This is a genomic window from Pseudomonas fakonensis (assembly GCF_019139895.1).
In the GTDB taxonomy this organism is placed as follows: Bacteria; Pseudomonadota; Gammaproteobacteria; order Pseudomonadales; family Pseudomonadaceae; genus Aquipseudomonas; species Aquipseudomonas fakonensis.
On sequence record NZ_CP077076.1, the window covers coordinates 3,645,043 to 3,668,035 of the forward strand.

The 22,993-nt window shown below is 65.6% G+C and carries 17 protein-coding genes and 2 pseudogenes; 12 read left to right on the top strand and 7 right to left on the bottom strand.

What is annotated here, in order from left to right:
* Nucleotides 1–13 precede the first annotated feature (13 nt).
* Nucleotides 14–1,201, bottom strand: coding sequence for a 4-hydroxybenzoate 3-monooxygenase (pobA, locus tag KSS94_RS16065; RefSeq protein ID WP_217839083.1), 1,188 nt, complete (start codon nucleotides 1,199–1,201; stop codon nucleotides 14–16).
* Nucleotides 1,202–1,335: 134 nt separating this feature from the next.
* Here pobA and KSS94_RS16070 point away from each other — a divergent pair, with 134 nt between their 5' ends.
* A complete protein-coding gene (locus KSS94_RS16070; protein ID WP_217839084.1) occupies nucleotides 1,336–2,208 on the top strand; it encodes a helix-turn-helix domain-containing protein in 873 nt (290 codons plus the stop codon).
* A gap of 86 nt (nucleotides 2,209–2,294) precedes the next feature.
* On the opposite strand, the gene KSS94_RS16075 is transcribed toward KSS94_RS16070, so the two are convergent.
* Complete coding sequence (locus KSS94_RS16075) at nucleotides 2,295–3,200, bottom strand: LysR substrate-binding domain-containing protein (protein ID WP_217839085.1); 906 nt, start codon at nucleotides 3,198–3,200, stop codon at nucleotides 2,295–2,297.
* 180 nt (nucleotides 3,201–3,380) lie between these two features.
* Here KSS94_RS16075 and KSS94_RS16080 point away from each other — a divergent pair, with 180 nt between their 5' ends.
* The 5 genes from KSS94_RS16080 to KSS94_RS16100 all read left to right on the top strand — a co-directional run bounded on the left by KSS94_RS16080 (nucleotide 3,381) and on the right by KSS94_RS16100 (nucleotide 10,609).
* Nucleotides 3,381–4,652, top strand: a complete 1,272-nt coding sequence (locus KSS94_RS16080) for a dicarboxylate/amino acid:cation symporter (protein ID WP_217839086.1) — start codon at nucleotides 3,381–3,383, stop codon at nucleotides 4,650–4,652.
* 10 nt (nucleotides 4,653–4,662) lie between these two features.
* Nucleotides 4,663–6,105: a cysteate racemase gene (gene cuyB / locus KSS94_RS16085; protein WP_217839087.1), complete on the top strand. Its 1,443-nt coding sequence runs from the start codon at nucleotides 4,663–4,665 to the stop codon at nucleotides 6,103–6,105.
* Between the two features lie 1,065 nt (nucleotides 6,106–7,170).
* Nucleotides 7,171–8,592, top strand: a complete 1,422-nt coding sequence (gene leuC / locus KSS94_RS16090) for a 3-isopropylmalate dehydratase large subunit (protein ID WP_217839088.1) — start codon at nucleotides 7,171–7,173, stop codon at nucleotides 8,590–8,592.
* Nucleotides 8,589–9,203: a 3-isopropylmalate dehydratase small subunit gene (gene leuD / locus KSS94_RS16095; RefSeq protein ID WP_217843614.1), complete on the top strand. Its 615-nt coding sequence runs from the start codon at nucleotides 8,589–8,591 to the stop codon at nucleotides 9,201–9,203. The genes leuC and leuD overlap by 4 nt, the downstream gene beginning before the upstream one ends.
* A 74-nt stretch (nucleotides 9,204–9,277) precedes the next feature.
* On the top strand, nucleotides 9,278–10,609 hold the full coding sequence (locus KSS94_RS16100; protein WP_217839089.1) for a 2-hydroxycarboxylate transporter family protein: 1,332 nt from the start codon (nucleotides 9,278–9,280) through the stop codon (nucleotides 10,607–10,609).
* A gap of 159 nt (nucleotides 10,610–10,768) precedes the next feature.
* Here KSS94_RS16100 and KSS94_RS16105 read toward each other — a convergent pair whose 3' ends face one another.
* From KSS94_RS16105 to KSS94_RS16120, 4 genes are all read right to left on the bottom strand, one after another.
* Nucleotides 10,769–11,680 (bottom strand): LysR substrate-binding domain-containing protein, encoded by a 912-nt coding sequence (locus KSS94_RS16105; protein WP_217839090.1) that lies wholly within the window; start codon nucleotides 11,678–11,680, stop codon nucleotides 10,769–10,771.
* A 210-nt stretch (nucleotides 11,681–11,890) separates the two neighbouring features.
* On the bottom strand, nucleotides 11,891–14,740 hold the full coding sequence (locus KSS94_RS16110; protein WP_217839091.1) for an HD domain-containing phosphohydrolase: 2,850 nt from the start codon (nucleotides 14,738–14,740) through the stop codon (nucleotides 11,891–11,893).
* 379 nt (nucleotides 14,741–15,119) lie between these two features.
* Nucleotides 15,120–15,866, bottom strand: a complete 747-nt coding sequence (locus KSS94_RS16115) for a class I SAM-dependent methyltransferase (protein WP_217839092.1) — start codon at nucleotides 15,864–15,866, stop codon at nucleotides 15,120–15,122.
* On the bottom strand, nucleotides 15,859–16,350 hold the full coding sequence (locus tag KSS94_RS16120) for a MarR family winged helix-turn-helix transcriptional regulator (protein WP_217839093.1): 492 nt from the start codon (nucleotides 16,348–16,350) through the stop codon (nucleotides 15,859–15,861). Before KSS94_RS16120 ends, KSS94_RS16115 begins: the two co-directional genes overlap by 8 nt.
* A gap of 134 nt (nucleotides 16,351–16,484) precedes the next feature.
* Here KSS94_RS16120 and KSS94_RS27605 point away from each other — a divergent pair.
* The 5 genes and pseudogenes from KSS94_RS27605 to KSS94_RS16140 form a co-directional block, all read left to right on the top strand.
* Nucleotides 16,485–16,586, top strand: a pseudogene (locus KSS94_RS27605) (TetR/AcrR family transcriptional regulator); the annotation flags it as partial.
* An 8-nt stretch (nucleotides 16,587–16,594) separates the two neighbouring features.
* Nucleotides 16,595–16,699: pseudogene (locus KSS94_RS27610) on the top strand (TetR/AcrR family transcriptional regulator); the annotation flags it as partial.
* A 150-nt stretch (nucleotides 16,700–16,849) separates the two neighbouring features.
* Entirely contained in the window at nucleotides 16,850–17,329 is a 480-nt protein-coding gene (locus KSS94_RS16130; RefSeq protein ID WP_217839094.1) for an isochorismatase family protein, read from the top strand.
* Between the two features lie 122 nt (nucleotides 17,330–17,451).
* On the top strand, nucleotides 17,452–18,096 hold the full coding sequence (locus KSS94_RS16135; RefSeq protein ID WP_217839095.1) for a TetR/AcrR family transcriptional regulator: 645 nt from the start codon (nucleotides 17,452–17,454) through the stop codon (nucleotides 18,094–18,096).
* A gap of 14 nt (nucleotides 18,097–18,110) precedes the next feature.
* Nucleotides 18,111–19,601, top strand: coding sequence for an MDR family MFS transporter (locus KSS94_RS16140; protein WP_217839096.1), 1,491 nt, complete (start codon nucleotides 18,111–18,113; stop codon nucleotides 19,599–19,601).
* Nucleotides 19,602–19,709: 108 nt separating this feature from the next.
* On the opposite strand, the gene KSS94_RS16145 is transcribed toward KSS94_RS16140, so the two are convergent.
* Nucleotides 19,710–20,612: a DMT family transporter gene (locus KSS94_RS16145; RefSeq protein ID WP_217839097.1), complete on the bottom strand. Its 903-nt coding sequence runs from the start codon at nucleotides 20,610–20,612 to the stop codon at nucleotides 19,710–19,712.
* 437 nt (nucleotides 20,613–21,049) lie between these two features.
* Between KSS94_RS16145 and KSS94_RS16150 the strand changes: the two genes are divergently transcribed.
* Nucleotides 21,050–22,903, top strand: a complete 1,854-nt coding sequence (locus KSS94_RS16150; RefSeq protein WP_217839098.1) for an ABC transporter ATP-binding protein — start codon at nucleotides 21,050–21,052, stop codon at nucleotides 22,901–22,903.
* Nucleotides 22,904–22,993 lie beyond the last annotated feature (90 nt).

Here is a 22,993-nt window from a genome sequence, read left to right on the forward strand (position 1 = left end):
CCTACAGCACGCCCTACGCCACTTCCTCGAACGGCAACCCCACATAGTTCTCGGCAATGTTCAACAACCCCGCCTCCGAACCCAGGTAATACTCGCGGTCCGCGGCCTGCATCTTGCGGTCCCAGTCGTCCTGGTGCTCGCCGAAATCATGCAGCAGCTGGGTCATGAACCAGCTGAAACGCTCACCCTTCCACACCCGGCGCAAAGCCATGGGTGAATACTGCGCCAACAGGTCGGTGCGCCCTTCGCGGTACACCTTCACCAGGATGCGATACAGGTAGTTCACGTCCGAAGCCGCCAGGTTTAGCCCCTTGGCACCGGTGGGCGGGACGATGTGCGCAGCATCGCCCACCAGGAACAGCCGGCCATGCTGCATGGGCTCGACCACATGGCTGCGCAGTGGCGCGATGCTTTTTTCCAGCGCCGGGCCGGTGACCAGGCGCTCGGCCACATCCGCCGGCAGGCGCGCTTTCAGCTCGCCCCAGAAGCGCGCATCCGGCCAGTCCTCCACGCGCTCCTCAAGCGCCACCTGCAGGTAGTAGCGGCTGCGGGTCTGCGAGCGCTGGCTGCACAGCACGAAGCCGCGCTCGTGGTGGGCGTAGATCAGTTCGTGGTTCACCGGCGGCGTATCGGCCAACAGGCCCAGCCAGCCGAACGGGTAGATGCGCTCGTACTCCTTCAGCACCCCGGGCGGGATGCTCTGCCGCGCCACCCCGTGGAAACCGTCGCAACCTGCGATGTAGTCGCAGTCCACCCGGTGCTGCTGGCCGTCTTTTTCATAGGTGAGGTACGGGCGCTCGCCGGCAATGTCGTGGGGCTGCACGTTGCTGGCCGCGTAGATAATCGGCGCGCCGTTGAGCTCGCGGGCCTGCATCAGGTCGCGGGTGACTTCGGTCTGGCCGTAGACCATCACGGTCTTGCCGCCGGTCAGGCGTTTGAGGTCCAGGCGCTGACGGCGCCCGCCCACCAGCAGTTCGACGCCTTCGTGCACCAGGCCTTCGGCATCCATGCGCGCCGACACCCCGGCCTCGCGCAGCAGGTCGACCGTGCCTTGTTCCAACACCCCGGCGCGGATGCGCCCAAGCACGTAGTCGGGGGTTTGCCGCTCGACGATCAACGTGTCGATGCCGGCCTTGTGCAGCAGTTGGCCCAGCAGCAGGCCGGACGGGCCTGCGCCGATGATTGCAACCTGAGTCTTCATTGTTGTTGTCTCTTTGTGCTGTTACGGTTCGCTCCTGCATTTTTACGTCCGATCCAGGCCGTAAAAGTGTGCTATCCACTACAAAACCTGCACTTTTAAAAAATCGGTTCGATTAACGGACAGGCAGATACCCCATGCACAGCCCCCTCCCCGGCGTCCCGCTGTTTCAGCTGTACGGCGAAAACCACGCCTGGCCCGGCACCGACCTGCTGCACTGCGAGACCATCCCTGCGCGCAGCCGCCTGCACCACTGGGAGATCAAGCCGCACCAGCACGCCGAGCTGTTCCAGCTGTTGTACGTGCAACGCGGCGAAGCGCAGGTGGAGATCGAAGGCGTACGCAGCGTGATCCGCCAGGCGGCGATCCAGGTGGTGCCGCCGCTGACCGTGCATGGCTTTCGTTTCAGTGCCGATATCCAGGGCCATGTGCTGACCTTTGGCACCGCCCTGGTGGCCGACCTGGAGCAGCGCCTGGGCGCGCCACTGAGCGTGCTGGCAGCGCCCGGCTGCTACGCGCTGGGGCGCGACCGCCGGCGCCTGCACATGCTGATTGCCAGCCTGCAGCAGGAGTACCAGGGCAGCGCCCCGGGCCGCGCGGCACTTTTACCGGCGCTGGTTACCGCGTTGATGGTGTGGATCGGCCGCCAGCAGCATGGGCTACCGCCGCGCAACCGCAGCGAACGTGACCGGCAGTTGCTTGGCCAGTACCTGCGGCTGGTGGAGGCGCACTACCGTGAGCACCTGGCGGTGGAGGTATTCGCCGCGCGGCTGGGGGTGACCAGCCTGCAGCTGAACCAGCTGTGCCGCGAGCTGGCCGGGCAGACTGCGCTGCAGGTGATTCATCAGCGGCTGTTGCTGGAGGCGCGGCGCAGCCTGGTGTACACGCGCATGAGCATCGGGCAGTTGTCCGACAGCCTGGGGTTCAGCGACCCGACGTACTTTGCGCGGTTTTTCAAACGGCTCAGCGGGCAGACGCCGAATGGCTACAGGCGGGTGCAGGCATGCTGACCAACAACCGCTGCTGGGCACGCACCAAGGTTGGAAAATCAGCAAGTCAGTATTCCTGGCAGGGCCTGCACACGACTCGCCATACCTCACCGCACCTCCCGCTCCAGCGACTTGCACAGCTCGAGCATGGTCTGGTTGCTGTTGCCGATGGAGCGGAACGACCAGATCTCAAGCGACGCCTCCCATTGCGCCCCGCCAGCACGCACCAGGCGGCCGGCGGCCAGTTCCTCCTCCACCGCCGACTCCGGCAGCCAGGCAATGCCATAGCCTTCGCGGGCCATGCGCAGCAGGTGCATGGCCATGTCCGCCTCATAAAAGCGCTTGAGCTGCGCAGGCACTGCCTGGCCCTGAAGGATCACATCCACCACCCGGCCCAGAAACGAAGTAGCGGTGTAGCCCAGGTACGGGATCGGCTGCGCCTGCGTACCCGGCAGGCTGAACAGCGGCCGGCCCTGGCTGTCCGGTGCCGACACCGGGAACAACGCATCAGTGCCCAGGCGCAGGCCGACGAACTTGTCAGGGTCGAGAAAGATCGGTGCGCGCGGGTGGCTGTAGCCGATCATCAAATCGCAACCGCCCTCTGCAAGCGCGATTACCGCCTCCTGCACATTGGCCGCCAGCACCCGGGCGTTGAAGTAGCCGTTGCGCCGCTGAAACTCGGCAAACCACTTGGGCACAAAGGTCATCGACAAGGTGTGCCCGGCCACCACCTGGATCGAGCGCCCCGGCATGCGCTCACCACGGCGCAGGGATGAGCGCAGGTCCATGAACGCCGCAAGGGCGTCGCGGCCCTCGTCGCAGAAGGTGCGCCCGGCCTGGGTCAGTTGCACCGGGTAGGTGCCACGGTCGACCAGCTCCACCCCCACCCACTCCTCCAGCGAACGAATGCGCCGCGACAGCGCCGACTGGGTGATACAGCGAATTTCGGCCGCGCGGGAGAAATTGCTGGTTTCGGCGACTGCCAGCAGGTCGTCTATCCACTTGGTTTGCATGCCTGGCCTGCGCGGGGTGATTTCATGGGGGTTGGCTGATTTTAGCCGCCCATCGCAGCCAGTCAGCAACTATGACGATTTTGCATCGAACTATGGCGCATCCTCATCATGTGCCCGTTGCCCTCGCCGTAACCTGCCCAGGCCGCCCCCTCGGCGTGCCACCCCCCATCGAGGTCAACAATGAATAACAACAAGCTCCCCCGCTACATCGCCGTGGCCATCGTCCTCGGCATCCTCGTCGGCTGGGCCTGCAACCGCTTCGCGGCCAGCCCCGACGCTGCAAAAGAGATGGCCGGCTACTTCAGCCTGGTCACCGATATCTTTCTGCGCATGATCAAGATGATCATCGCCCCGCTGGTATTTGCCACCCTGGTGGCGGGTATCGGCAGCCTCGGCAGCTCGGGCTCGGTGGGGCGCATCGGCCTGCGCTCGATGCTGTGGTTCGTCAGCGCCTCGGTATTCTCCCTGGCCCTGGGCATGCTGCTGGTCAACCTGTTCCAGCCAGGCGCCGGGCTTAACCTGAGCGTCGAGCATGCCCAGGCGGCCAGCGCGGTCACCGTCAATGTCGGCGACTTCAGCCTGAAGACCTTCATCAGCCACGTGTTCCCGCGCAGTATCGCCGAGGCCATGGCCAACAACGAGATCCTGCAGATCGTGGTGTTCTCGCTGTTCTTCGGGCTGGCCCTGGCCTACGTGAAAAAGCAGGGCGACGAGCGCATCGGCGCACTGGTGGACGACTTGGCCAAGGTGATGTTCCGCATCACCGACTACGTGATGATGTTCGCCCCGGTGGGCGTGTTCGCCGCACTGGCTGCAGCGGTGACCACCCAGGGCATTGGCCTGCTGCTGGACTACGGCAAGCTGATCGGCCAGTTCTACGTGGGTATCGCCCTGCTGTGGGTGGCGTTGTTCGCGGTGGGCTACCTGTTCCTCGGGCGCCCGGTGCTGCAACTGGGCAAGTTGATTCGCGAGCCGGTGCTGCTGGCGTTCTCCACCGCCAGCAGCGAGTCGGCCTACCCGAAAACCATCGATGCGCTGGAAAAGTTCGGTGCCTCCAAGCGGGTGTCCAGTTTCGTGCTGCCGTTGGGTTACTCGTTCAACCTCGACGGTTCGATGATGTACCAGGCCTTCGCCATCATGTTCATCGCCCAGGCCTACGGCATCGAGCTGTCGTTCACCCAGCAGGTGCTGATACTGCTGACCCTGATGGTCACCAGCAAGGGCATGGCCGGTGTGGCCCGGGCTTCGGTGGTGGTGGTCGCGGCCACCCTGCCGATGTTCCACCTGCCCGAGGCGGGCCTGCTGCTGATCCTGGCCATCGACCAGTTCCTCGACATGGGCCGTACCGCCACCAATGTGGTGGGCAACAGCATCGCCACTGCGGTGATTGCCCGCCTGGAAGAGCGCCACGGCGAAGCCCCTGCCGCCCAAGCCAACCCGCAACCTGCCTGAGCCTGCCTGCATGAACCAACCTTCCCCGCACACCCTTGGCATCATCGGCGGCCTCGGCTCCCTGGCCGGCGGCGACCTGTTTTTCAAGCTGCTCAAGAGCGACGCCGTGCTGGCCGACCAGGGCCGCTACCGCCTGGTGTTCGAGCAGCAACCATTCAACGACCTGGCCCTGCCGTTGGCGCACGGTGCCAGCATGACCTCGCGCAAGCTGTACGTGTACCGCCTGTGCCAGGCCTTCGCCGCCAGCGGCGCCGATACCGTGCTGCTGCCGTGTTTTGCCAGCCACACCTTCATCGACGAGTTGCGCGCCGAGCTGCAGGTGCCGGTGGTCGACATGCTTGCGGCGCTGCAGCAGCACGTCGCCAGCCGGGTTGCCCCGGGCGCGCGGCTGGGGGTGTTGACGTCGGACTATGTGCGTGGCGCCGGCCTGTTCGAGCGGCACTTTGCGGCGCACTACGAGCTGGTCTACCCGTCCGGCGACAACCAGGCACGGCTGATGGATGCGGTGTACGGCCCGGCCGGGATCAAGGCCGGGCACTGTGAAGGCGTGGCGCTGGAGCAGGTGCACCAGGCCTGCCAGGACCTCGCCGCCCAGGGCGCGACCTTGCTGCTGCCTGGCATGACCGAGCTGTCTTTGATCGCCGCCGACCTGCGCCGGCGCGGCCTGGACTGCGTGGACGCGAACCAGGTGTACGCCGAGTTCGCCGGCGCCAGTGATGCCGTCAGCGGGCAGGCGCCGTTTCGCCTGGGCATCGTTGGCGGGGTGGGGCCGGCAGCGACGGTGGACTTCATGGCCAAGGTAGTGGCCAACACCCCGGCCGGGCGTGACCAGGACCACATCCGCATGGTGGTGGAGCAGAACCCGCAGATCCCCGACCGCACTGCCAACCTGCTGCACGGCGAGGCCGACCCCACGGTGGCCCTGTACGCCACCTGCAAGCGCCTGGAATGTGAGGGCGCCAACGCCATCGCCATCCCCTGCAACACGGCCCATGCCTATGTGCAGCGGATTCAGGGGCAGTTGCAGGTGCCCATCGTGCACATGCCGGCCGAGACCATCGCCTTTATTGCCCGGCAGCATGGGGCTGGGCAGCCGATTGGGCTGCTGGCCACGTCCGGCACCTTGGCCAGCCGGGTGTACCACGAGGTCGCGGCGGCTGCCGGGCTTGAGCTGCTGGTGCCGGATGAGGCTGCGCAGGCGCGGGTGATGCGGGCCATTTATGGCGAGAGGGGGGTCAAGGCGGGGTTTGTCGACGGCCAATGTCGGGAAGATTTGCTGGCTGCGGCGGAGTACCTGGTGGGCCGGGGGGCCGGGGTTTTGATCTTGGGGTGCACGGAGTTGCCGCTGGTATTGCCGCAGGCGCAGAGCTACCGGATCGGGGGGCGGATGGTGGCCCTGGTGGACCCGACCGATGTGCTGGCGCGGTGTTGTGTGGGGTTGGCGTTGGCCTGATTGGGTTCGGGTTCGGGGTTTATGGTGATTGCTTTGGTAGATGTATGCGCATTCGTTGACGATAAGCGCTTTTCGTCACCTTTCCGCCCTTACGGCGGGTCACTTTTTGTCAAACGCGACAAAAAGTAACCAAAAAACGCTGGCTCCCATCATCCGGCCCCCTACGCTGCGCTTCGGGGGTTCCCTCGCTCCGGGCTTGCTCCGGAGGTACGCGCCGACGGGCCGTCCCTGGCCCGATCGGCGCTCGACCGGCATCCATGCCGGTCGCCCTCCTACGCAATCCCTACGCTCGGCCTCCTGAAGTCGCGATTTGTGTTGCCTGAACTATTGCGCGCTTAGAAGCAAGATCAAGAGCCAGATCAAGAGCCAGATCAAGAGCAGAGATATTGGTTTAGTTGTTATTGATGTGTTGTTAGTTCGGGCCCTATCGCCGGCAAGCCGGCTCCTACAGGGTTACGCGTTATCCAAATTAACGCGTTCCACTGTAGGAGCCGGCTTGCCGGCGATTGCTATCCTGAGTTCCCACAAATGCAACTAGCGACCGAGCTGCGTACTCATAGGCGCCGCCCCTAACTTCGCGACTTCAGGAGGCTTCACTGCGGGATTGCGCAGGGGGGCGACCGGCATGGATGCCGGTCGAGCGCCGATCGGGCCAGGGACGGCCCGTCGGCGCGTACCCCCGGAGCAAGCCCGGAGTGAGGGAACCCCGCCGCGGGCGGGGCTGATGAATGGAGCGAGCATTTTTTGCTTACTTTTGATTGGCCGGCATTCCGGACTTCAAAAAGTGAGCCGCCGTAAGGGCGGAAAGGTGAATAAGCGTCAATACAAATAATGAATGCGCATAAAACTTCCAAAACCAACCCTCACAAAGTTCAAAAACAGCATACATCACAGAACATAAACCACCCGCAAAAAAAACCACCACCTGCAAGCCCACCAAAACACGAATCGTGAACAATCACCACACGCAAGCACGGTTGCTCCACAAAGCGGCAAGCATAAGCTGACACCACACGCCCAGCCAAAGGGCCGAAGCCGACAACAACCGTCCGTGAGTGATTGCCCATGACCCACCCCCGTACCCTGTACGAAAAGCACATCGACGCCCACACCGTCTGCGCCCTGGACGACCAGGGCCACGTGTTGCTGTACATCGACCGCCAGGTCGCCAACGAATACACCAGCCCGCAGGCCTTCAGCGGCCTGCGCGACGCCGGGCGCAAGGCCTGGCGCCCGCAAACCACCCTCGCAGTGGTGGACCACGTCAACCCCACCAGCCCCGAACGCATCGCTGCCATGCCCGACGCCGGCGGCGCCTTGCAGGTGTCGTATTTCGAGCAGAACTGCCGCGACTTCGGCATCGAACTGTTCGACGTACTGGACAAACGCCAGGGCATCGAGCACGTGGTCGCCCCCGAACAAGGCTTCATCCTGCCCGGCATGCTGATCGCCGCCGGTGACAGCCACACCACCACCTATGGAGCCCTCGGCGCGTTCGGCTTCGGCATCGGCACCTCGGAAATCGAACACCTGCTAGCCACCCAGACCGTGGTGTACAAACGCCTGAAGAGCATGCGCGTGACCGTACGCGGCGACCTCGGCCCGGGGCTGGTGGCCAAGGACATCATCATGGCGCTGATTCGCCATATCGGCGCGTCCGGGGCCACTGGCTACGCCATCGAGTTCGCCGGCCCGACCATCACCGCCCTGAGCGTCGAAGGGCGCATGACCGTGTGCAACATGGCGGTCGAAGCCGGTGCCCGGGGCGCTTTCATGGCCCCTGACGACAAAGTCTATGCCTACCTCGCCGACAAGCCCCGCGTGCCGCGCGGCGAACAATGGCAGCAGGCCCTGGAACAATGGCGCGAGCTGTACAGCGACCCCGGCGCACACTTTGACCAGGACATCGAACTGGACGTCGGCAGGCTGCAGCCCATGGTCACCTGGGGCACCAGCCCCGACCAGGCGGTAGCCATCGACGAGACGGTGCCCGACCCGCTGCACGAGCCCGACCTGATCCGCCGCCACGACCTGCAGCGCGCCCTGCGCTACATGGGCCTGCAGGCCGGCCAGCAACTGCGCGAGGTGCGCATCAGCCATGCCTTCATCGGCTCATGCACCAACGCCCGCATAGAAGACTTGCGCGACGCCGCGCGGGTGATTCGCGGTCGCAAGGTGGCCAGCGGGGTGCGGGCAATGATCGTGCCGGGCTCGACCCAGGTACGCGAGCAGGCCCAGGCCGAGGGCCTGGCCCAGCTGTTCATCGATGCCGGGTTCGAGTGGCGTCAGTCGGGCTGTTCGATGTGCCTGGCCATGAACGACGACGTGCTTGCAGCAGGCGATCGCTGCGCCTCCAGCACCAACCGCAACTTCGAAGGCCGCCAGGGCGCCGGTGCACGCACCCACCTGATGAGCCCGGCCATGGTCGCCGCCGCCGCCCTGGCCGGCCACCTGGTGGATGTCCGTTCGCTGGTCGAGGAGGCCTGAGCATGCAACCGTTCACCCGTGAGAGCGGCATCGCCGCTGCCCTGCTGGCCGCCAATGTCGACACCGACGTGATCATGCCCAAGCAGTTTCTCAAAGGCATCGACCGCGCGGGGCTGGACCGCGGCGCATTTTTCGATCTGCGCTTTCTCGCCGACGGCACGCCCAACCCTGGTTTCGTGCTCAACCAGGCGCCCTGGAGCGATGCCAGCTTCCTGCTGGTGGGGCCGAATTTCGGCTGCGGCTCCAGCCGCGAGCATGCGGTGTGGGGGCTGAAGCAACTGGGCATCCGCGCGCTGATCGGCACCAGCTTCGCCGGTATTTTCTTTGACAACTGCCAGCGCAACGGTGTGCTGCTGATTCAACTGGACGAAGCCGACCACCAGCAGATTGCTCATCTGGTGAGCCAACCGGCGCGGGCCCGCATCGGCATCGACCTGACCCGCCGGCAAATCGAGCTGGATGACGGGCGCAGCATCACATTTGCCATCGACGAGCTGCGCCGCCAGGCCCTGCTGCAGGGCCTTGATGCCATCGGCAGCACGCTGCTGCGCAGCGAGCAGATCCGCGCCTTCGAACAACGCCACCTGCAAGCGAACCCCTGGCTGGCCTGAGCCGGGCACCCGGTGCCGGGCCCTCGGGCGCGGCGCCTGCATCCTCGTACAAAAACAATTTGAGGAGCCACATCATGAGCAATGCGCTCGACCACGCTGCCACCCCTGGCAGTGCCCCAACCTCCCTCGCCCGACGCCTGCTCAGCCATGAGATCGGCGTGATCCCCCTGCCCTGGTTCATCGGCATCGCGTTGACCGTGTTCTGCTCGGCGCACTTTGGCTGGCTGCCGAAAACCATGATCGGTGGCCTGGCGGTAATCATGACCCTGGGCATGTTCTTCGGCCAGCTGGGCCAGCGCCTTCCCGTGCTGCGCGACATCGGCGGCGGCGCCATTCTGTGCCTGCTGCTGCCGTCGGTGCTGGTGTTCCACGGTTTCTTCGGCAGCACCACGCTGGATGCCACGCGCATGCTGATGAAGGACGCCAACTTCCTCTACTTCGTCATCGCCAGCCTGGTGGTGGGCAGCATCCTGGGCATGAACCGCTTCATCCTGGTACAGGGCATGATGCGCATGTTCGTGCCGCTGCTGGCCGGCACCCTGGCCGCGGTGACGGCAGGCTTGCTGGTGGGGTTGCTGTTCGGTTATTCGATGTACCACACGTTCTTCTACATCATCGTGCCGATCATCGGCGGCGGTATCGGCGAAGGCATCCTGCCGCTGTCGCTGGCTTACTCGCACATCCTTGGCGCCAGCCCTGAGCAGTACGTGGCGCAACTGGTACCGGCGGCGGTGGTGGGCAATATCGTGGCGATCATCTGCGCAGGCGCCCTGGCGCGCCTGGCCATGAAAAAGCCGGCGCTGAGCGGCGACGGCATGCTGATCCGCGCCCGGGAAGAGAACGACAAGTTCAAAGATAACGAAGCGCCGGATGCCATCGACTTTCGCTACATGGGTGCCGGGGTGCTGCTGATTTGCGCGTTCTTCATCCTGGGCGGCCTGCTGGAGAAGCTGGTGCACATTCCAGGGCCGGTGATGATGATCGTGGCGGCGGTGGCGTTCAAATACCTACGGGTACTGCCCGGGCGCCTGGAAAAAGGCAGCAAGCAGTTCTACAAGCTGGTGTCCACAGCGTTCATCTGGCCGGTGATGATCGGCCTGGGCATGCTCTATGTGCCGCTGGACAGCGTGATGAACGTGTTCTCGGTGGGTTACGTGCTGGTCTGCACCTCGGTGGTGGTGGCCATGACCCTGGCGGGCTACCTGGTGGGCAATCTGTTGAAGATGTACCCCATTGAGTCGGCCATCGTCACCTGCTGCCACAGCGGCCTGGGCGGCACCGGTGACGTGGCGATCCTGTCGGCGTGCAACCGCATGGCGCTGATGCCGTTCGCGCAGATTTCCACCCGCCTGGGCGGGGCGGCCACGGTGATCGGGGCGACGTTGCTGCTGGGGGTGTTTGCCTGAATTTCGGGTCAGGGTTGAGCCCCCCTTGCCGGCTCCTACAGGTACCGCGCCGGGCTTGGGCTTGGCGTGATCCTGTGGGGGCGGGCTTGCCCGCGAAGCAGGCGACGCGGTGCCTGGCACCGGCTGCGCCGGCTCCTACAGACCGCGCCAGTTCGAGCCTCACCCCAGTGCCTGAAAATGCGCATGGAGAAACTCCACGCACACCCGCAGCTTGGCCGAGTCGGCCAGGCGCGTGGGGTAGACGGCCCAGATGTTGGCTGGCTGGCGGTAATCGTGCAGCACCCGCACCAGCTTGCCGGCCTGCAGCAGCGGCTTTACGTCCCAGTACGAACGCAGCAGGATGCCCCGCCCGCCCAGCGCCCACTGCAGCACGATCTCGCCGTTGTTGGATGACAACGGGCCGTTTACCCGCACGCTCTCTTCGCGCCCGTCACCCTGCAAATGCCACACTCCGAACGGGTTGTTACGCTCCTTGAGCACCAGGCAATCATGCTCGGCCAGGTCCTTGAGCGTTTGTGGAATGCCGCGCCGGGCCAGGTAGTCCGGCGTCGCACACAGCACCCGGTGGTTGTCGATCAGCTTGCGCGCCAGGTGCTGGGGCGGCAGGTCGTCACCGATGCGAATCTCCAGGTCGAAGCCTTCGGCAATGATGTCCACCACGCGGTCGAACACGTCCAGGCGCACCTCCAGGCCGGCGAACTTCGATGACAGGCTGGCCACCGCCGGGGCCACATGGTTGCGGCCAAAACCGAAGGTGCTGCAGATATGCAGCAAGCCACGGGGTTCGTGGCGCACGCTGCCCATCTCGGCAACGAAATCGTCCACTTCGTCGAGGATGCGCACCGCCCAGCGGTGTGCGCGCTCGCCGGCATCGGTGAGGGTGATGGCGCGGGTGCTGCGGTGCATCAGGCGTGTACCCAGGGCCTGCTCGAGCATGCGGATGCGCTTGCTGACGTAGGCCGGCGACTGGCCCAGCTCCTCGGAGGCAGCGACGAAACTGCACTTGCGGATGACCGTGAGGAAAACTCGCAAGTCTTCAGGCAGGGGCGACTCTTTACGATGTGTGTTCATGGCCTGGCGCCTTGACTGCATTAGGCCACGATTTGAAACCAAACAGGCTTTTCAGGCAACTGGGGGTGCGGCACCTGTGGGAGCATCTGCCGGTGCTGGCCGTACTGGCCTCATCGCCGGCAAGCCGGCTCCTACAGGTTCAGCACGCGCCTGTAGGAGCGGGCTTGCCCCGCGATCACGGGCCCAAGCCCGTGCCATACCGCGCAGCGTCTACAAGGGCGCATCCAACTGCCCCAACCAATACCCCACATCCACCTCATCAATCTGCTCGGCACGCAAAAACCGCTCGGCATACTGGCGATACACGCCACTGCCAAGAAACAACCGCAGCAACTCCCCGTCGATATGCCGGTCACGGGCCATGAACACCATGATCTTCACCGACTCCGAAAGGGTCTTGGCGGCCTTGTATGGCCGGTCGGCGGCGGTCAGCGCCTCGAAAATGTCGGCGATCGCCATCACCCGCTCGGGGATGCTCAGGGCATCCTGGCCGAGCCTACGCGGGTAGCCGTTGCCATCCATGCGCTCGTGGTGGTTGCCGGCAATGTCCGGCACCCGCCGCAGCTGGCGCGGAAACGGCAGCGAGCTGAGCATGATGATGGTCTGCACGATGTGCTCGTTGATCTTGAAACGCTCTTCGTCATTGAGCGTGCCGCGGCGGATCGACAGGTTGTACAGCTCGCCGTGGTCGCTGGCATGGGCCGGCAGGCGCATGTCGAAGCCCCACTGGTTGCGCGGATCGTCCTTGGCCACCGGCGGTTTGCGCGTGCCCCAGGGCACACGGTGTTCGGGGCGGTCGGCGAGCAGTGGCTCGGCCACCGGCAAAGGCGCCACCGGCACCCCAGCCAGGCGCACTTCTTCGTCGCGGGAAAGCCCAAGGCGGTTGTCGAAGTGGCGCAGCCAGCGGCGCTGGCCGATTTGCTGCAGGCGCTCGATGTCGGCTTGCTCCATGAATTCGCCGCCGATGTTGGCCTTGGCAACAAAGGCGAAATCCGCCTGCAGTTCGGTTTGGCTGCGCGTTAACGCCGCTTGCAGTGCCTCACCCTGCCCGCCTTCGGCCAGGCCTTGCCAGTAGGCCAGTTCGGCGTCGCGCCACAGCACCTCGAAGCGCATGCGCACTTCGTGAATGCGGTTGTACAGGGTCTCAAGCTTTGTGGCCTTGTCGACCACGTATTCGGGGCTGGTGATCTTGCCGCAATCGTGCAGCCAGGCGGCCACGCGAAACTCGTAGCATTCGGCCTCGGTCATGCTGAAGCTGGCAAAGGGGCCGCTGGCGGCGCCCACGGCCTGGTCCAGCAGCATCTGCGCCAGCTGCGGCACCCGTTCGCAGTGGCCGCCGGTGTAGGGGCTCTTGGCATCGATGGCATCGGCCAGCAGCTTGATCATGGCGTCGAGCAGGCGTTGCTGGGCCTCGGCCAACTGGCGGGTCTCGATGGCCACGGCGGCAGCGCCGGACAGCTCCTCGACGAAACGACGGAACGGCCCACCCACCTCGGCGCCGCTTTCCAGCTGCAGCAGCAGCACCCCCAACAACGCCTGGCTGCGGTCCCTGAGTACCAGCGCCAGGCTGCGCCCCTCCAGCGCCAGGGCCTGGGTAACCACGGCGGCGAGGTCGTGCTGGCGGCCCTCTTCCAGCGCCAGTTGCGCCGGGTACCCCTCGCCACGGCAGGCCGCCGCCAGGCGCAGTTGCGCCGGTTCGCCATCGAGCAGGTAAACCGCCCCGGCACTCACCCCGGCGGCGTCCACCAGGTGGCTTAGCACGCCGTCGAGCATGCGCTCCAGCTGGCTTTCGCGGCTGAGGGTGAGGGTGATCGCCTGGAAACTGCCGATGGTACCGGCCATGCGCCCAAGCACCTGGCTGAGTTCGCGCACCTCGCTGACCCGCGAAGCAACCCCTACCGGGCTGCTGAAATCGAAGCTGGCAAGGCCGCGCACCTGGTCGGCCAGCTGGCGCAGCGGGCGGCCGATGCGCCGGCCAAGCAAGGCACCGAGGGCCAGCAGCACGGCGATCAGCGCCGCCGTCCACAGCAGTTGCTCCAACAGCACCTTGCGCGCATCGGCCAGCAGTTCGTGGGCCGGCACGGCAATCAGCACCTGCAGGTCTTGCCCGGCCAGTTTCAGTTGCACGCGCATGCCATACCAGGTCTGCCCCGCTACCTCGTAAGGCTTGGCCCGTGTACCGGCAGCCGCGTCGGCATACAGGCCTGCGAGGCTGGGAATGCCCAGCTCGCTGATATGCGACAGGCGCACCGCCTGGCCTTCGCGCACGATCACCCGCTCCAGGTCCGGGTAGGCCACCACGTTGCCCTGGCCGTCGACCACGGCGATTTCCGTACCGGGGGTCATGCGCAGGTCGCGGCTCTCGCTGGCCAGGTCATTGACCGACACGTCCATGCCGATCACCGCGCCGCCGTCGGCACTGCGCTGAGCCATGGTCAGGCCGATCTCGCGGGTGGTGAAGAACACATAGGGGTGGGTGAGTACGGTGCCCGGCCGGGCGCTGGCCTCGCTGAACCAGGGCCGGGTGCGCGGGTCGTAGCGGTAGTCCGGCTTGAGCTGGGTGCTCAGCAGGTTGAGCGCCGGGTCGTAGAAGCGCCACTCGCCGAGCAGCGCGCCGTCAGTGCCATGGCTGACGCTTTGCACCAGGTAGCGAGTGCCGGCGGGGGCCTCGAAGCGTTCGAGCAACTGCGGGTCGCGCAGGCGGCGCACCAGCAGGAAGTCGCCGTTGGGGTAGCCGAGGTAGGCGGCGCTGAGCATGCGGTTGGCCTTGAGGGTCTCGACCAGTTGCGCAAGGCCCTGCAGGCGCTGCTGCAGGTCCCCTGCGGTCGGGTTGAAGGCCAGTAGGCGGATGCTGCTCTGGGCCGGGTCGACCAGGCGCCGGGCGCGTTCATCGATGGTTTTGCCGACCTGCTGGGCTGCATCGCCGGCGGCGGCCACCAGGGTCTGGCGCAGGCCGCGATAGCCCTGCCAGGCCAGCGCCGAGCCCAATACCAACATGCCCAGCACGATGGCCAGCGCCACCACCAGTTGCAGCGAAACGCCGCGACCCGAGCGGCTCATGGCTGAGCGCCCCAGGCTTTTACAACTGCAACATGACCCATCGACACGCAGCCCATCCCAGGTACTCCATGTGTGCGATTTCAACAGTGTAATCAGCCAGGGGGAACGTGCAGCGAGGCCGGGGGCGATAGTGGCATATTGATTGTTGCGGCTCCAGAGGGAGGGGTGAGGTTCGGTGCATTGATGCACAGACGGTGGGAGCAACTGTCTTGCTCATTTTCTAAAATCTAGCGCGCCCTCTGTAGGAGCCGGCTTGCCGGCGATAGTGCCGGCACAGGCGAATGCTGGCACCGGCTGTGCCGGTGATCGCCGGCAAGCCGGCTCCTACAGGTTCAGCGCAGAGCTCAGGCTCGCCGTTACCCTTGCACCAACCTGCAGTTCAAAGCCGCGCAACCCGCATGTTGATGGGCCACTGAACAGCGCGCCGCTGTGCAGGGTCGCCCCACAGCGCGTACAGGTCTTCGGCAAAGTCCAGCAGCAACTGGCTCTGCCCTGCCTCTCGAGCGCTGCGCACCGCCGACCAGGTGGCGATGTAACCAAGCAACTGGTCGAAGTCCCACTGCAGTTGCAGGTCGATGGCCGGGCCGGGGATTTCCTCGAACGGGAAGTCGAGGGTGGCGTAGCCGCTGTCCACCAGCTTGCGCTCGGCCGGCCAGTACGGGCCGATCTCCTGCCAGTAGAAACGCTGAAAACGCTCATCCAGGCCGGGCTCAAGGCTCAACACGCCATAGCTGACCAATGCCAGCAGCGCCCCCGGCACCGCCACCCGGCGCACCTCGGAGTAGAAGCGCGGCAGGTCGAACCAGTGGGCGGCCTGGGCGGCGGTGATCAGGCTGGCACTGCGCGACAGCAGCGGCAGGTCTTCGGCCGGGGCGCAGCGGTAGCTGACGTTGGCCTGGGGCTGGGCGTGGTCGATCTGGTCCTGGCTTGGGTCAAAGCCCGACACCGAGCGAAAGTGCCCGGCCAGCAAGCGGGTCAATTGGCCGTTGCCGCAGCCCACGTCCACTGCCAGGGCGCGGTCCGGTGCAAGCTCGGCCAGCCGTGCGGCCAGGGCTTCGGGGTATTCGGGGCGAAAACGGGCATAGGCCGAACCGCCCTGGTCGAACCAGTTGCGCACCTCACTCACTGACCACCTCCTCGGCCGCACAGGCCAGCTTGACTGCACTCAATCGCTGCGAAAAACCTTGCTGTTCCAGGGCGCTGGCGGCGTGCTCCAGCACCTGGCGCAGCGGGTGGCCAATCTCCTGCTCGAGCTGTTCGATGGCGGCGAAGGTCGCCTGCCAATGGGCTTGCAGCTTGCACAGCAGCCCTTCGCCGTGGGGCGTCAGGCGGATGAGCGATTGCCGCCCATCTTCGCCGCGCTGGCGGGTGACCACGCCGTCGGCTTGCATATGGCCGACGGTCTGGCTGATGGCGCCCTGGGTCAGGTGGGTGCAGGCAGTGACCTCGCTGATGGTCTGCGCCCCGCTGTGCAACGCCCGCAACACCGGGGTGTAGCGGGCGCGGTAGTTCAGTTGCATTTGCCGGTAATGCTCCTCGGCGCCGTGTTCTACCAGCTCGCTGACGTAACGCAGCAGCTCGCCCAGGCCGGGCGTGTTCCTCGTGTTCATGTGGTGACCTCCCCTACGATGGGGGAAAACTACATTAGCGCTAATGCAAATTGCAAGCAGCCCCGCGCAATGGCTTCACCTCGCCCCTTGCAAAGCGGTTAGCCTTGGCCTGTTCAGGTCAGTACGGACATTTCATGGCCAACCACAAGATCGAGATCCGCCGGCGCAACGTCGAGAAAATCCTGCTCACTGCCGAGCAGGTGCTTGCCGAGAAAGGCTACGGCGCCACCTCCATATCTGGGCGGTGACGCTGCTCAATGGCGGCGAGCCGCTGTCGGACCTGGCCTTCGAAGGCGCGGTGCAGACGGTGACCTGCGTGATTCTGCGGGGGATCGGGCTGGAGCCTTGAGGGCCCTATCGCCGGCAAGCCGGCCCCTACAAAGACCGCATCAACCTCGAATATTGCGCAATACCTGCAGAAGCCCCCCGCCCTTTCGGGTTGCGCGGTCGCGCTCCGGTATACTCTGCGCCCCTGCCCCTGCGGACCCGCCTCCCCGCCATGCGCCAAGCCCTGCTCATCGTCGACGTGCAATCCACCTTCAGCCCTTCGGAAAAACTGGTGGATGGCATTCGCGCCTTGTCGGCGCACATCCCTACTGTGGCCTCCATCGAGCTGCACAACGAACAGGTCACGCCGTTCCAGCGCCAGCTCGGCTGGCACCCGGCCGGCGAAGACGTGGCGCTGGTCGAGGCCGACAAGGTGTTCGTCAAGCACGGCTACGGCCAGACCGCCGAAACCCTAGCCTACCTCAAGAGCCTGAACGTTGAACGTGTGCTGGTGTGCGGGCTGCAGACCGAAACCTGCGTGCTGGCCGCAGGCTTCGCCCTGTTCGATGCCGGGCTGTGCCCGACGCTGGTCACCGACCTGACCATGGGCTCGTCGCTGGACCGTTCAGGCAAGTTGGGCATCGAGCTGTGGCAGCACCACTTTGGCCAGTTGACCACGGCGGCCGAAGTGGTGGCCGGGCTCAAGGGCTGAGCTGGCCCCATCGCCGGCTACCCGGCTCTTACAAAGGGCGGCGAAACATTAATTAAATTTAAATTGAATTTAGACTAACCCCGACACATGCTCCCTCCACGACACCCTGTGGAGCCCCAAGCATGCCCCCTGCCCCCCGTAAAGACGGCGAAGCCACCCGCCTGCGCATCCTCGACACCGCCGGCGAACTGTTTGCCGCCCAAGGCTTCGCCGCCTCCAGCAACAAGGCAGTGGCCGCCCAGGCCGAAGTCGACCTGGCCTCGATCAACTACCACTTCGGCAGCCGTAACGGCCTGTACCTGGCAGTCCTCGACGAGGCACGCCGGCGCTTTCTCGACATCACCAACCTGCAACGCATCGTCCAGGCGCCGGTGCCGGCCAGCGACAAACTGCGCACGTTGATCGAGCTGGTAGTACAGAAAGCCGGCAGCGGCCGCGAAGGCTGGCACCTGCGGGTGTTGGCCGCCGAACTGCTGACCCCCAGCAGCCAGGGCCAGGCGCACCTGCAGGGCACTGCGCCACAAAAACTGGCGCTGCTGATGGGGCTGTTCAGCGAAATCAGCGGCATCCCGGCCGGCGACCCGGCGCTGGTGCGCTGCATCCTCTGCGTCACCGCGCCCTGGGCGATGCTGCTGATTGGCCCGCGCGGCGGCTCCGGGGCGGTGCAGCAGATTCTCGGCATGCCCCACGCCGAGGTTTGCGACCAGCTTTATCGCTTCGCTCTCGTTGGCCTGCAAGACGCCGGCCGCCACCTTGCCCGCCACTGACCCAGGCCCGCCCCATGCAAAGCACTCCCGTCGAACACCCCGCACACCCGCCCATCCCCCTGCTGCTCGGCGCCCTGCTGCTGGTGATGTTCCTCGCCGCGCTCGACCAGACCATCGTCTCCACCGCGCTGCCGACCATCGTCAGCGACCTGGGCGGCCTGCGCTGGCTGTCGTGGGTGGTCACCGCCTACCTGCTGGCCTCCACCGTGGTGGTGCCACTGTATGGCAAGTTCGGCGACCTGTACGGGCGCAAGCGTGTGCTGCAGGTGGCCATCGTGTTGTTCCTGGCCGGTTCCGTGCTGTGCGGCATGGCCCAGAACATGACCGAGCTGGTACTGCTGCGCGCCCTGCAGGGCCTGGGTGGCGGCGGCCTGATGGTAGTGGCCATGGCGGCGGTGGGCGATGTCATCCCGCCGGCCGAGCGCGGCCGCTACCAGGGCCTGTTCGGCGGGGTGTTCGGCCTGGCCACGGTGGTCGGGCCGCTGATTGGCGGCTTTCTGGTCGAGCACCTGTCGTGGCGCTGGATCTTCTACATCAACCTGCCGCTGGGCCTGCTGGCGCTGCTGGTGATCGGCAGCGTGTTCCGCCCGCACGTGGCGCGGGTCAAGCACGTGATCGACTACTTCGGCGCGTTCTTTCTCACCCTGACCTTGAGCGGCGTGGTGCTGCTCACCAGCCTTGGCGGCAACCTGCTTCCGTGGGCCTCTTTGGATGTGCTGTGCCTGGCGCTGTTCAGCCTGATCGGCCTGTTCGGCTTCATCTACGAGCAGCGCCGCGCGGTGGAGCCGATCATGCCGCTGCACCTGTTCCGCCACCGCACCTTCGTGCTGGCCGGGTTGATCGGGTTCATCGTCGGCGTGTCGCTGTTCGGTGCGGTGACCTTCCTGCCGCTGTACCTGCAGGTGGTGAAAAACGCCACCCCCACCGGCGCCGGCTTGCAGATGCTGCCCTTGATGGGTGGGCTGCTGGTGGTCTCGGCGGTGACCGGGCGGCTGATCAGCCGCTGGGGGCGCTACCGCCTGTTCCCGATCATCGGCACCTTGCTGCAGGCCATCGCCCTGGCCCTGCTCAGCCGCCTGCAACTGGATACCCCGACCTTGACCCTGAACCTGTACATGGGCCTGCTGGGCGCGGGCCTGGGCATGGTCATGCAGGTGCTGGTGCTGGCGGTGCAAAACAGCGTGGAGCCGCGGCACATGGGCGTGGCCACCTCAGGGGCGACGCTGTTTCGCACCATCGGCGGCACCATTGGCGTTTCGGTGTTCGGCGCGCTGTTTTCGCACACCTTGCTGGCGCGCCTGGCAGACAGCTTCCCGGCCGGCAGCGCGGCGCCGGTCACTCTGTCGCCGGACCAGGTACATGCCTTGGCAGCGCCTGAACAGCAGGCTTACCTGGAGGCCTTCGCCGGGGCGATGCACGAGGTGTTCCTGAGCGCTTGCGCGGTGACCTGCCTGGCCTTTGCCCTGAGCTGGTTGCTGCGCGAGGTGCCGCTGCGCAAGGCGTAGCCCCTGTAGCAGCCGGCTTGCCGGCGATGAGGCCAGCCTTGGTGACACAAGGCTGGCAAGTGTGTCGCAGGCCCCAGCCCTATCGCCGGCAAGCCGCACCAGACGCCGTCAGTGGGTCGGTGCCTTGCGCCAGGCGCAGAAGATGGTCGCCAGCACGATCAGCACTGCACCTGCGGCCATGCGCAGCGACGGCTGCTCGCCGAACAGCCACCAGGCGCAGGCGATGGCGTAGACCGGCTCCAGGGCGATGATCATGCCCGCGGTGCGCGCCTCCAGCCCGTCCAGGCTCTTGACGAAGAGGAACTGCGAAAGGCCTGTGCAGAACACCCCAAGCAATGCCAGGTTGGCCCAGTCCGAGGCGCTCAGGCTGCTGCTGCCCAGGTGGCTGAAGGCAAGCGGTGCGACCACGATGGCCACCACCACGTTCTGCCAGAACGACACCTGCATGGCATTCATGCCCGCCGGGCGACGGCGGTTGGCCACGGCCAGCAAGGCGAACGACAGGCCCGAGGCCAGGCCCCAGAGCAGGCCGACGGTGCCGCTATCGAGCAGGTCAAAGGATGGCACCACCAGCACCAGCCCGGCGGTGACCATACCCAGCAAGCCGGCCTCGACCGCGCCGATACGCTCGCGGAACACGGTCATGTCGATCAGCGCGATGAACGCCGGGAAGCTGGCAAAGCCGAGGGTGGCAACAGCCACGCCGCCGACCTTGACCGCCACGAAGAAGGTCAGCCAATGCGCGGCCAGCAAGCCGCCGGTAACCAGCAGTACGGGCAGATTGCGCCACTTGAGCGCGTCGAGCAGGCGGGTGCCCTTGAGCCCGGCGACAAAGCCCAGGGCGATGAAGGCGAAGGTGGCGCGGCCGAAAGTGATCAGGCTGGCGTCGGCCTGGATCAGGTGGCCAAGGATGCCGGTGAGGCCGAACAGCACCGCGGCGATGTGGGCAACGAGCAACGCATTGCGATGGCCGCTCGACGTGTCGGCGGCAGAAACGGAGGTAGCGATCATGGCAGTCAAGTCTCACAAAAGCGCGCGCAACCATGCCGTGGCCGGCCAGGCGCGTGCTATTGGGTTTTAGGGCTGTAGTTATATCGTGCCGGGCCGGTTGTCCGGGGCACGGGGCGCCGCAGCGTTGGAATTGTGAGGCGAGGCTGCTTACTCGTTGTACCGCGTCGGCCCGCCCTTGGCGCAGGGTTGACCGATGAATCAATTATTCGGGTTTGAGGGTAGGCCGAGCAGATTGGCTGAGACGCGTGGTTGTCTGATTACGACGCCCTGGGTGACGGTGTGCGACACCGACATGCTGGCGAGGCCGGGGCCGGCGACTCATACACGCCTGTGACACACCCGCAAAAAAACCCAGCAGTGCTGTATGGTTCGTAGCAACGCCGCGCGCTGGCCAACCTTGGCGCCGGCAACTGCTCACTGATTTTCCCGGAGACCCCATGCTGCGTGCCTTCGAACGCCGGCTCGACCCCTTCCCGCCTGATGAGGCGCCACCGCCCCCCATGGGCTTGCTGCGCTTCATGTGGGCCTGCACTCGCGGCGCCCGCGGCTACATCCTGGCATTCGCCCTGCTCAGCGCCGGGGTATCGGTCTATGAAGCCTGGCTGTTCGCCGTTCTGGGCCAGGTGGTCGACCTGCTGTCCACCTGGCAGGCCGGCGGCGATGCCGGTGCCCAGGAGGTTCGGGCGCTGTGGAGCATTGGTATCGTGCTGCTGGCCAGTGTCGGCCTGGTGGCGTTGCGCACCATGGTTCAACACCAGGTGCTGGCGATCAACCTGCCGCTGCGCCTGCGCTGGGACTTCCACCGGCTGATGCTGCGCCAGAGCCTGTCGTTCTTCTCGGACGAGTTTTCCGGGCGGGTGACCACCAAGGTGATGCAGACCGCCCTGGCGGTGCGCGAAGTGCTCTTCACCCTGATTGAAATCATCCCCGGCATCGGCGTGTACTTCATCGCCATCATCGCCTTGGCGGGTGGTTTTGCGCTCAAGCTGATGTTGCCGTTCGTGGCCTGGATCGGGCTGTTCGGCCTGGCCATGTGGTACTTCGTGCCACGCCTTGGCCAGGTGGGCCAGGAACAGGCCCACGCGCGCTCGTCGATGACCGGGCGGGTATCGGACGCCTACACCAACATCACCACGGTGAAGCTGTTCTCGCACTCCAGGCGCGAGGCGCATTTCGCCCGCGCGGCCATGGAAGACTTCAAGCTCACCGGGTTTCGCCAGATGCGCCTGGTCAGCCAGTTCGAAATCGTCAACCAGGCGCTGGTGGTGGGGCTGATCATGGGTGCCGGTGGCTATGCCCTGTGGCTCTGGCACCTGGGCGAGGTCGGTACCGGTGCAGTGGCGGCGATCACCGCCATGGCCCTGCGCATCAACGGCATGTCGCACTGGATCATGTGGCAGATGACCTCGTTGTTCGAAAGCATCGGCACCGTGCAGGACGGCATGCAGACCCTGACCCGTGGCCCCAAGGTGCAGGACGCGCCGAATGCCGGTGTGCTGCAAACCCGCGGCGGCGCGGTGAGCTTCGAACAGGTGCGGTTCAACTACAACGGCGAGCGCCAGGTGCTCGATGGCCTGAGCCTGGAGATTCGCGCCGGTGAGAAGGTTGGCCTGGTGGGACGCTCTGGTGCGGGCAAGTCGACCTTGATCAACCTGCTGCTGCGCTTTTATGACGTGGACAGCGGCAGCATCCGCATCGACGGGCAGAACATCGCAGAGGTCACCCAGGACAGCCTGCGCAGCGTGATCGGCATGGTTACCCAGGATACTTCGCTGCTGCACCGCTCGATCCGCGACAACATCGCCTACGGCCGCCCCGACGCCAGCGAGGAGCAGATCCGCCGCGCAGCCGCCAACGCCCAGGCTGATGGTTTCATCAGCCAGCTCAGCGACAAGCAGGGCCACAGCGGCTACGACACCTTGGTGGGCGAGCGTGGCATCAAGCTGTCGGGCGGCCAGCGTCAGCGCATCGCCATCGCCCGGGTGATGCTCAAGAACGCACCGATTCTGCTGCTGGACGAGGCTACCAGTGCGCTGGACTCGGAAGTGGAGGTGGCGATCCAGGAGAGCCTGGATGAAATGATGCAGGGCAAGACGGTGATTGCCATCGCCCACCGGTTGTCGACCATTGCGGCCATGGACCGGCTGATCGTCATGGATGAGGGGCGGATCATCGAGCAGGGTACCCATGCGCAGTTGTTGGCGCGCAATGGGACCTATGCGCGGTTGTGGCAGCACCAGAGTGGTGGGTTTCTGGGGGAGGACCAGGGGGTGGTCGAGGGGGTGGAATAGTTCGGGGGCGGGGTCGGGGCTTATAGTGATTGCCTTGGGAGATGTATACGCATTCATTGACGATGAGCGCTTTTAGTCACCTTTGCGCCC

Coding starts and splice junctions, on each gene's coding strand:
- KSS94_RS16070 (WP_217839084.1), top strand. CDS start 1,336: ATGCACAGCCCCCTCCCCGGCGTCCCGCTGTTTCAGCTGTACGGCGAA.
- leuC (WP_217839088.1), top strand. CDS start 7,171: ATGACCCACCCCCGTACCCTGTACGAAAAGCACATCGACGCCCACACC.
- KSS94_RS16135 (WP_217839095.1), top strand. CDS start 17,452: ATGCCCCCTGCCCCCCGTAAAGACGGCGAAGCCACCCGCCTGCGCATC.
- KSS94_RS16120 (WP_217839093.1), bottom strand. CDS start 16,350: ATGAACACGAGGAACACGCCCGGCCTGGGCGAGCTGCTGCGTTACGTC.
- KSS94_RS16130 (WP_217839094.1), top strand. CDS start 16,850: ATGCGCCAAGCCCTGCTCATCGTCGACGTGCAATCCACCTTCAGCCCT.
- KSS94_RS16075 (WP_217839085.1), bottom strand. CDS start 3,200: ATGCAAACCAAGTGGATAGACGACCTGCTGGCAGTCGCCGAAACCAGC.
- KSS94_RS16080 (WP_217839086.1), top strand. CDS start 3,381: ATGAATAACAACAAGCTCCCCCGCTACATCGCCGTGGCCATCGTCCTC.
- pobA (WP_217839083.1), bottom strand. CDS start 1,201: ATGAAGACTCAGGTTGCAATCATCGGCGCAGGCCCGTCCGGCCTGCTG.
- KSS94_RS16150 (WP_217839098.1), top strand. CDS start 21,050: ATGCTGCGTGCCTTCGAACGCCGGCTCGACCCCTTCCCGCCTGATGAG.
- KSS94_RS16105 (WP_217839090.1), bottom strand. CDS start 11,680: ATGAACACACATCGTAAAGAGTCGCCCCTGCCTGAAGACTTGCGAGTT.
- cuyB (WP_217839087.1), top strand. CDS start 4,663: ATGAACCAACCTTCCCCGCACACCCTTGGCATCATCGGCGGCCTCGGC.
- KSS94_RS16145 (WP_217839097.1), bottom strand. CDS start 20,612: ATGATCGCTACCTCCGTTTCTGCCGCCGACACGTCGAGCGGCCATCGC.
- KSS94_RS16140 (WP_217839096.1), top strand. CDS start 18,111: ATGCAAAGCACTCCCGTCGAACACCCCGCACACCCGCCCATCCCCCTG.
- KSS94_RS16100 (WP_217839089.1), top strand. CDS start 9,278: ATGAGCAATGCGCTCGACCACGCTGCCACCCCTGGCAGTGCCCCAACC.
- KSS94_RS16110 (WP_217839091.1), bottom strand. CDS start 14,740: ATGAGCCGCTCGGGTCGCGGCGTTTCGCTGCAACTGGTGGTGGCGCTG.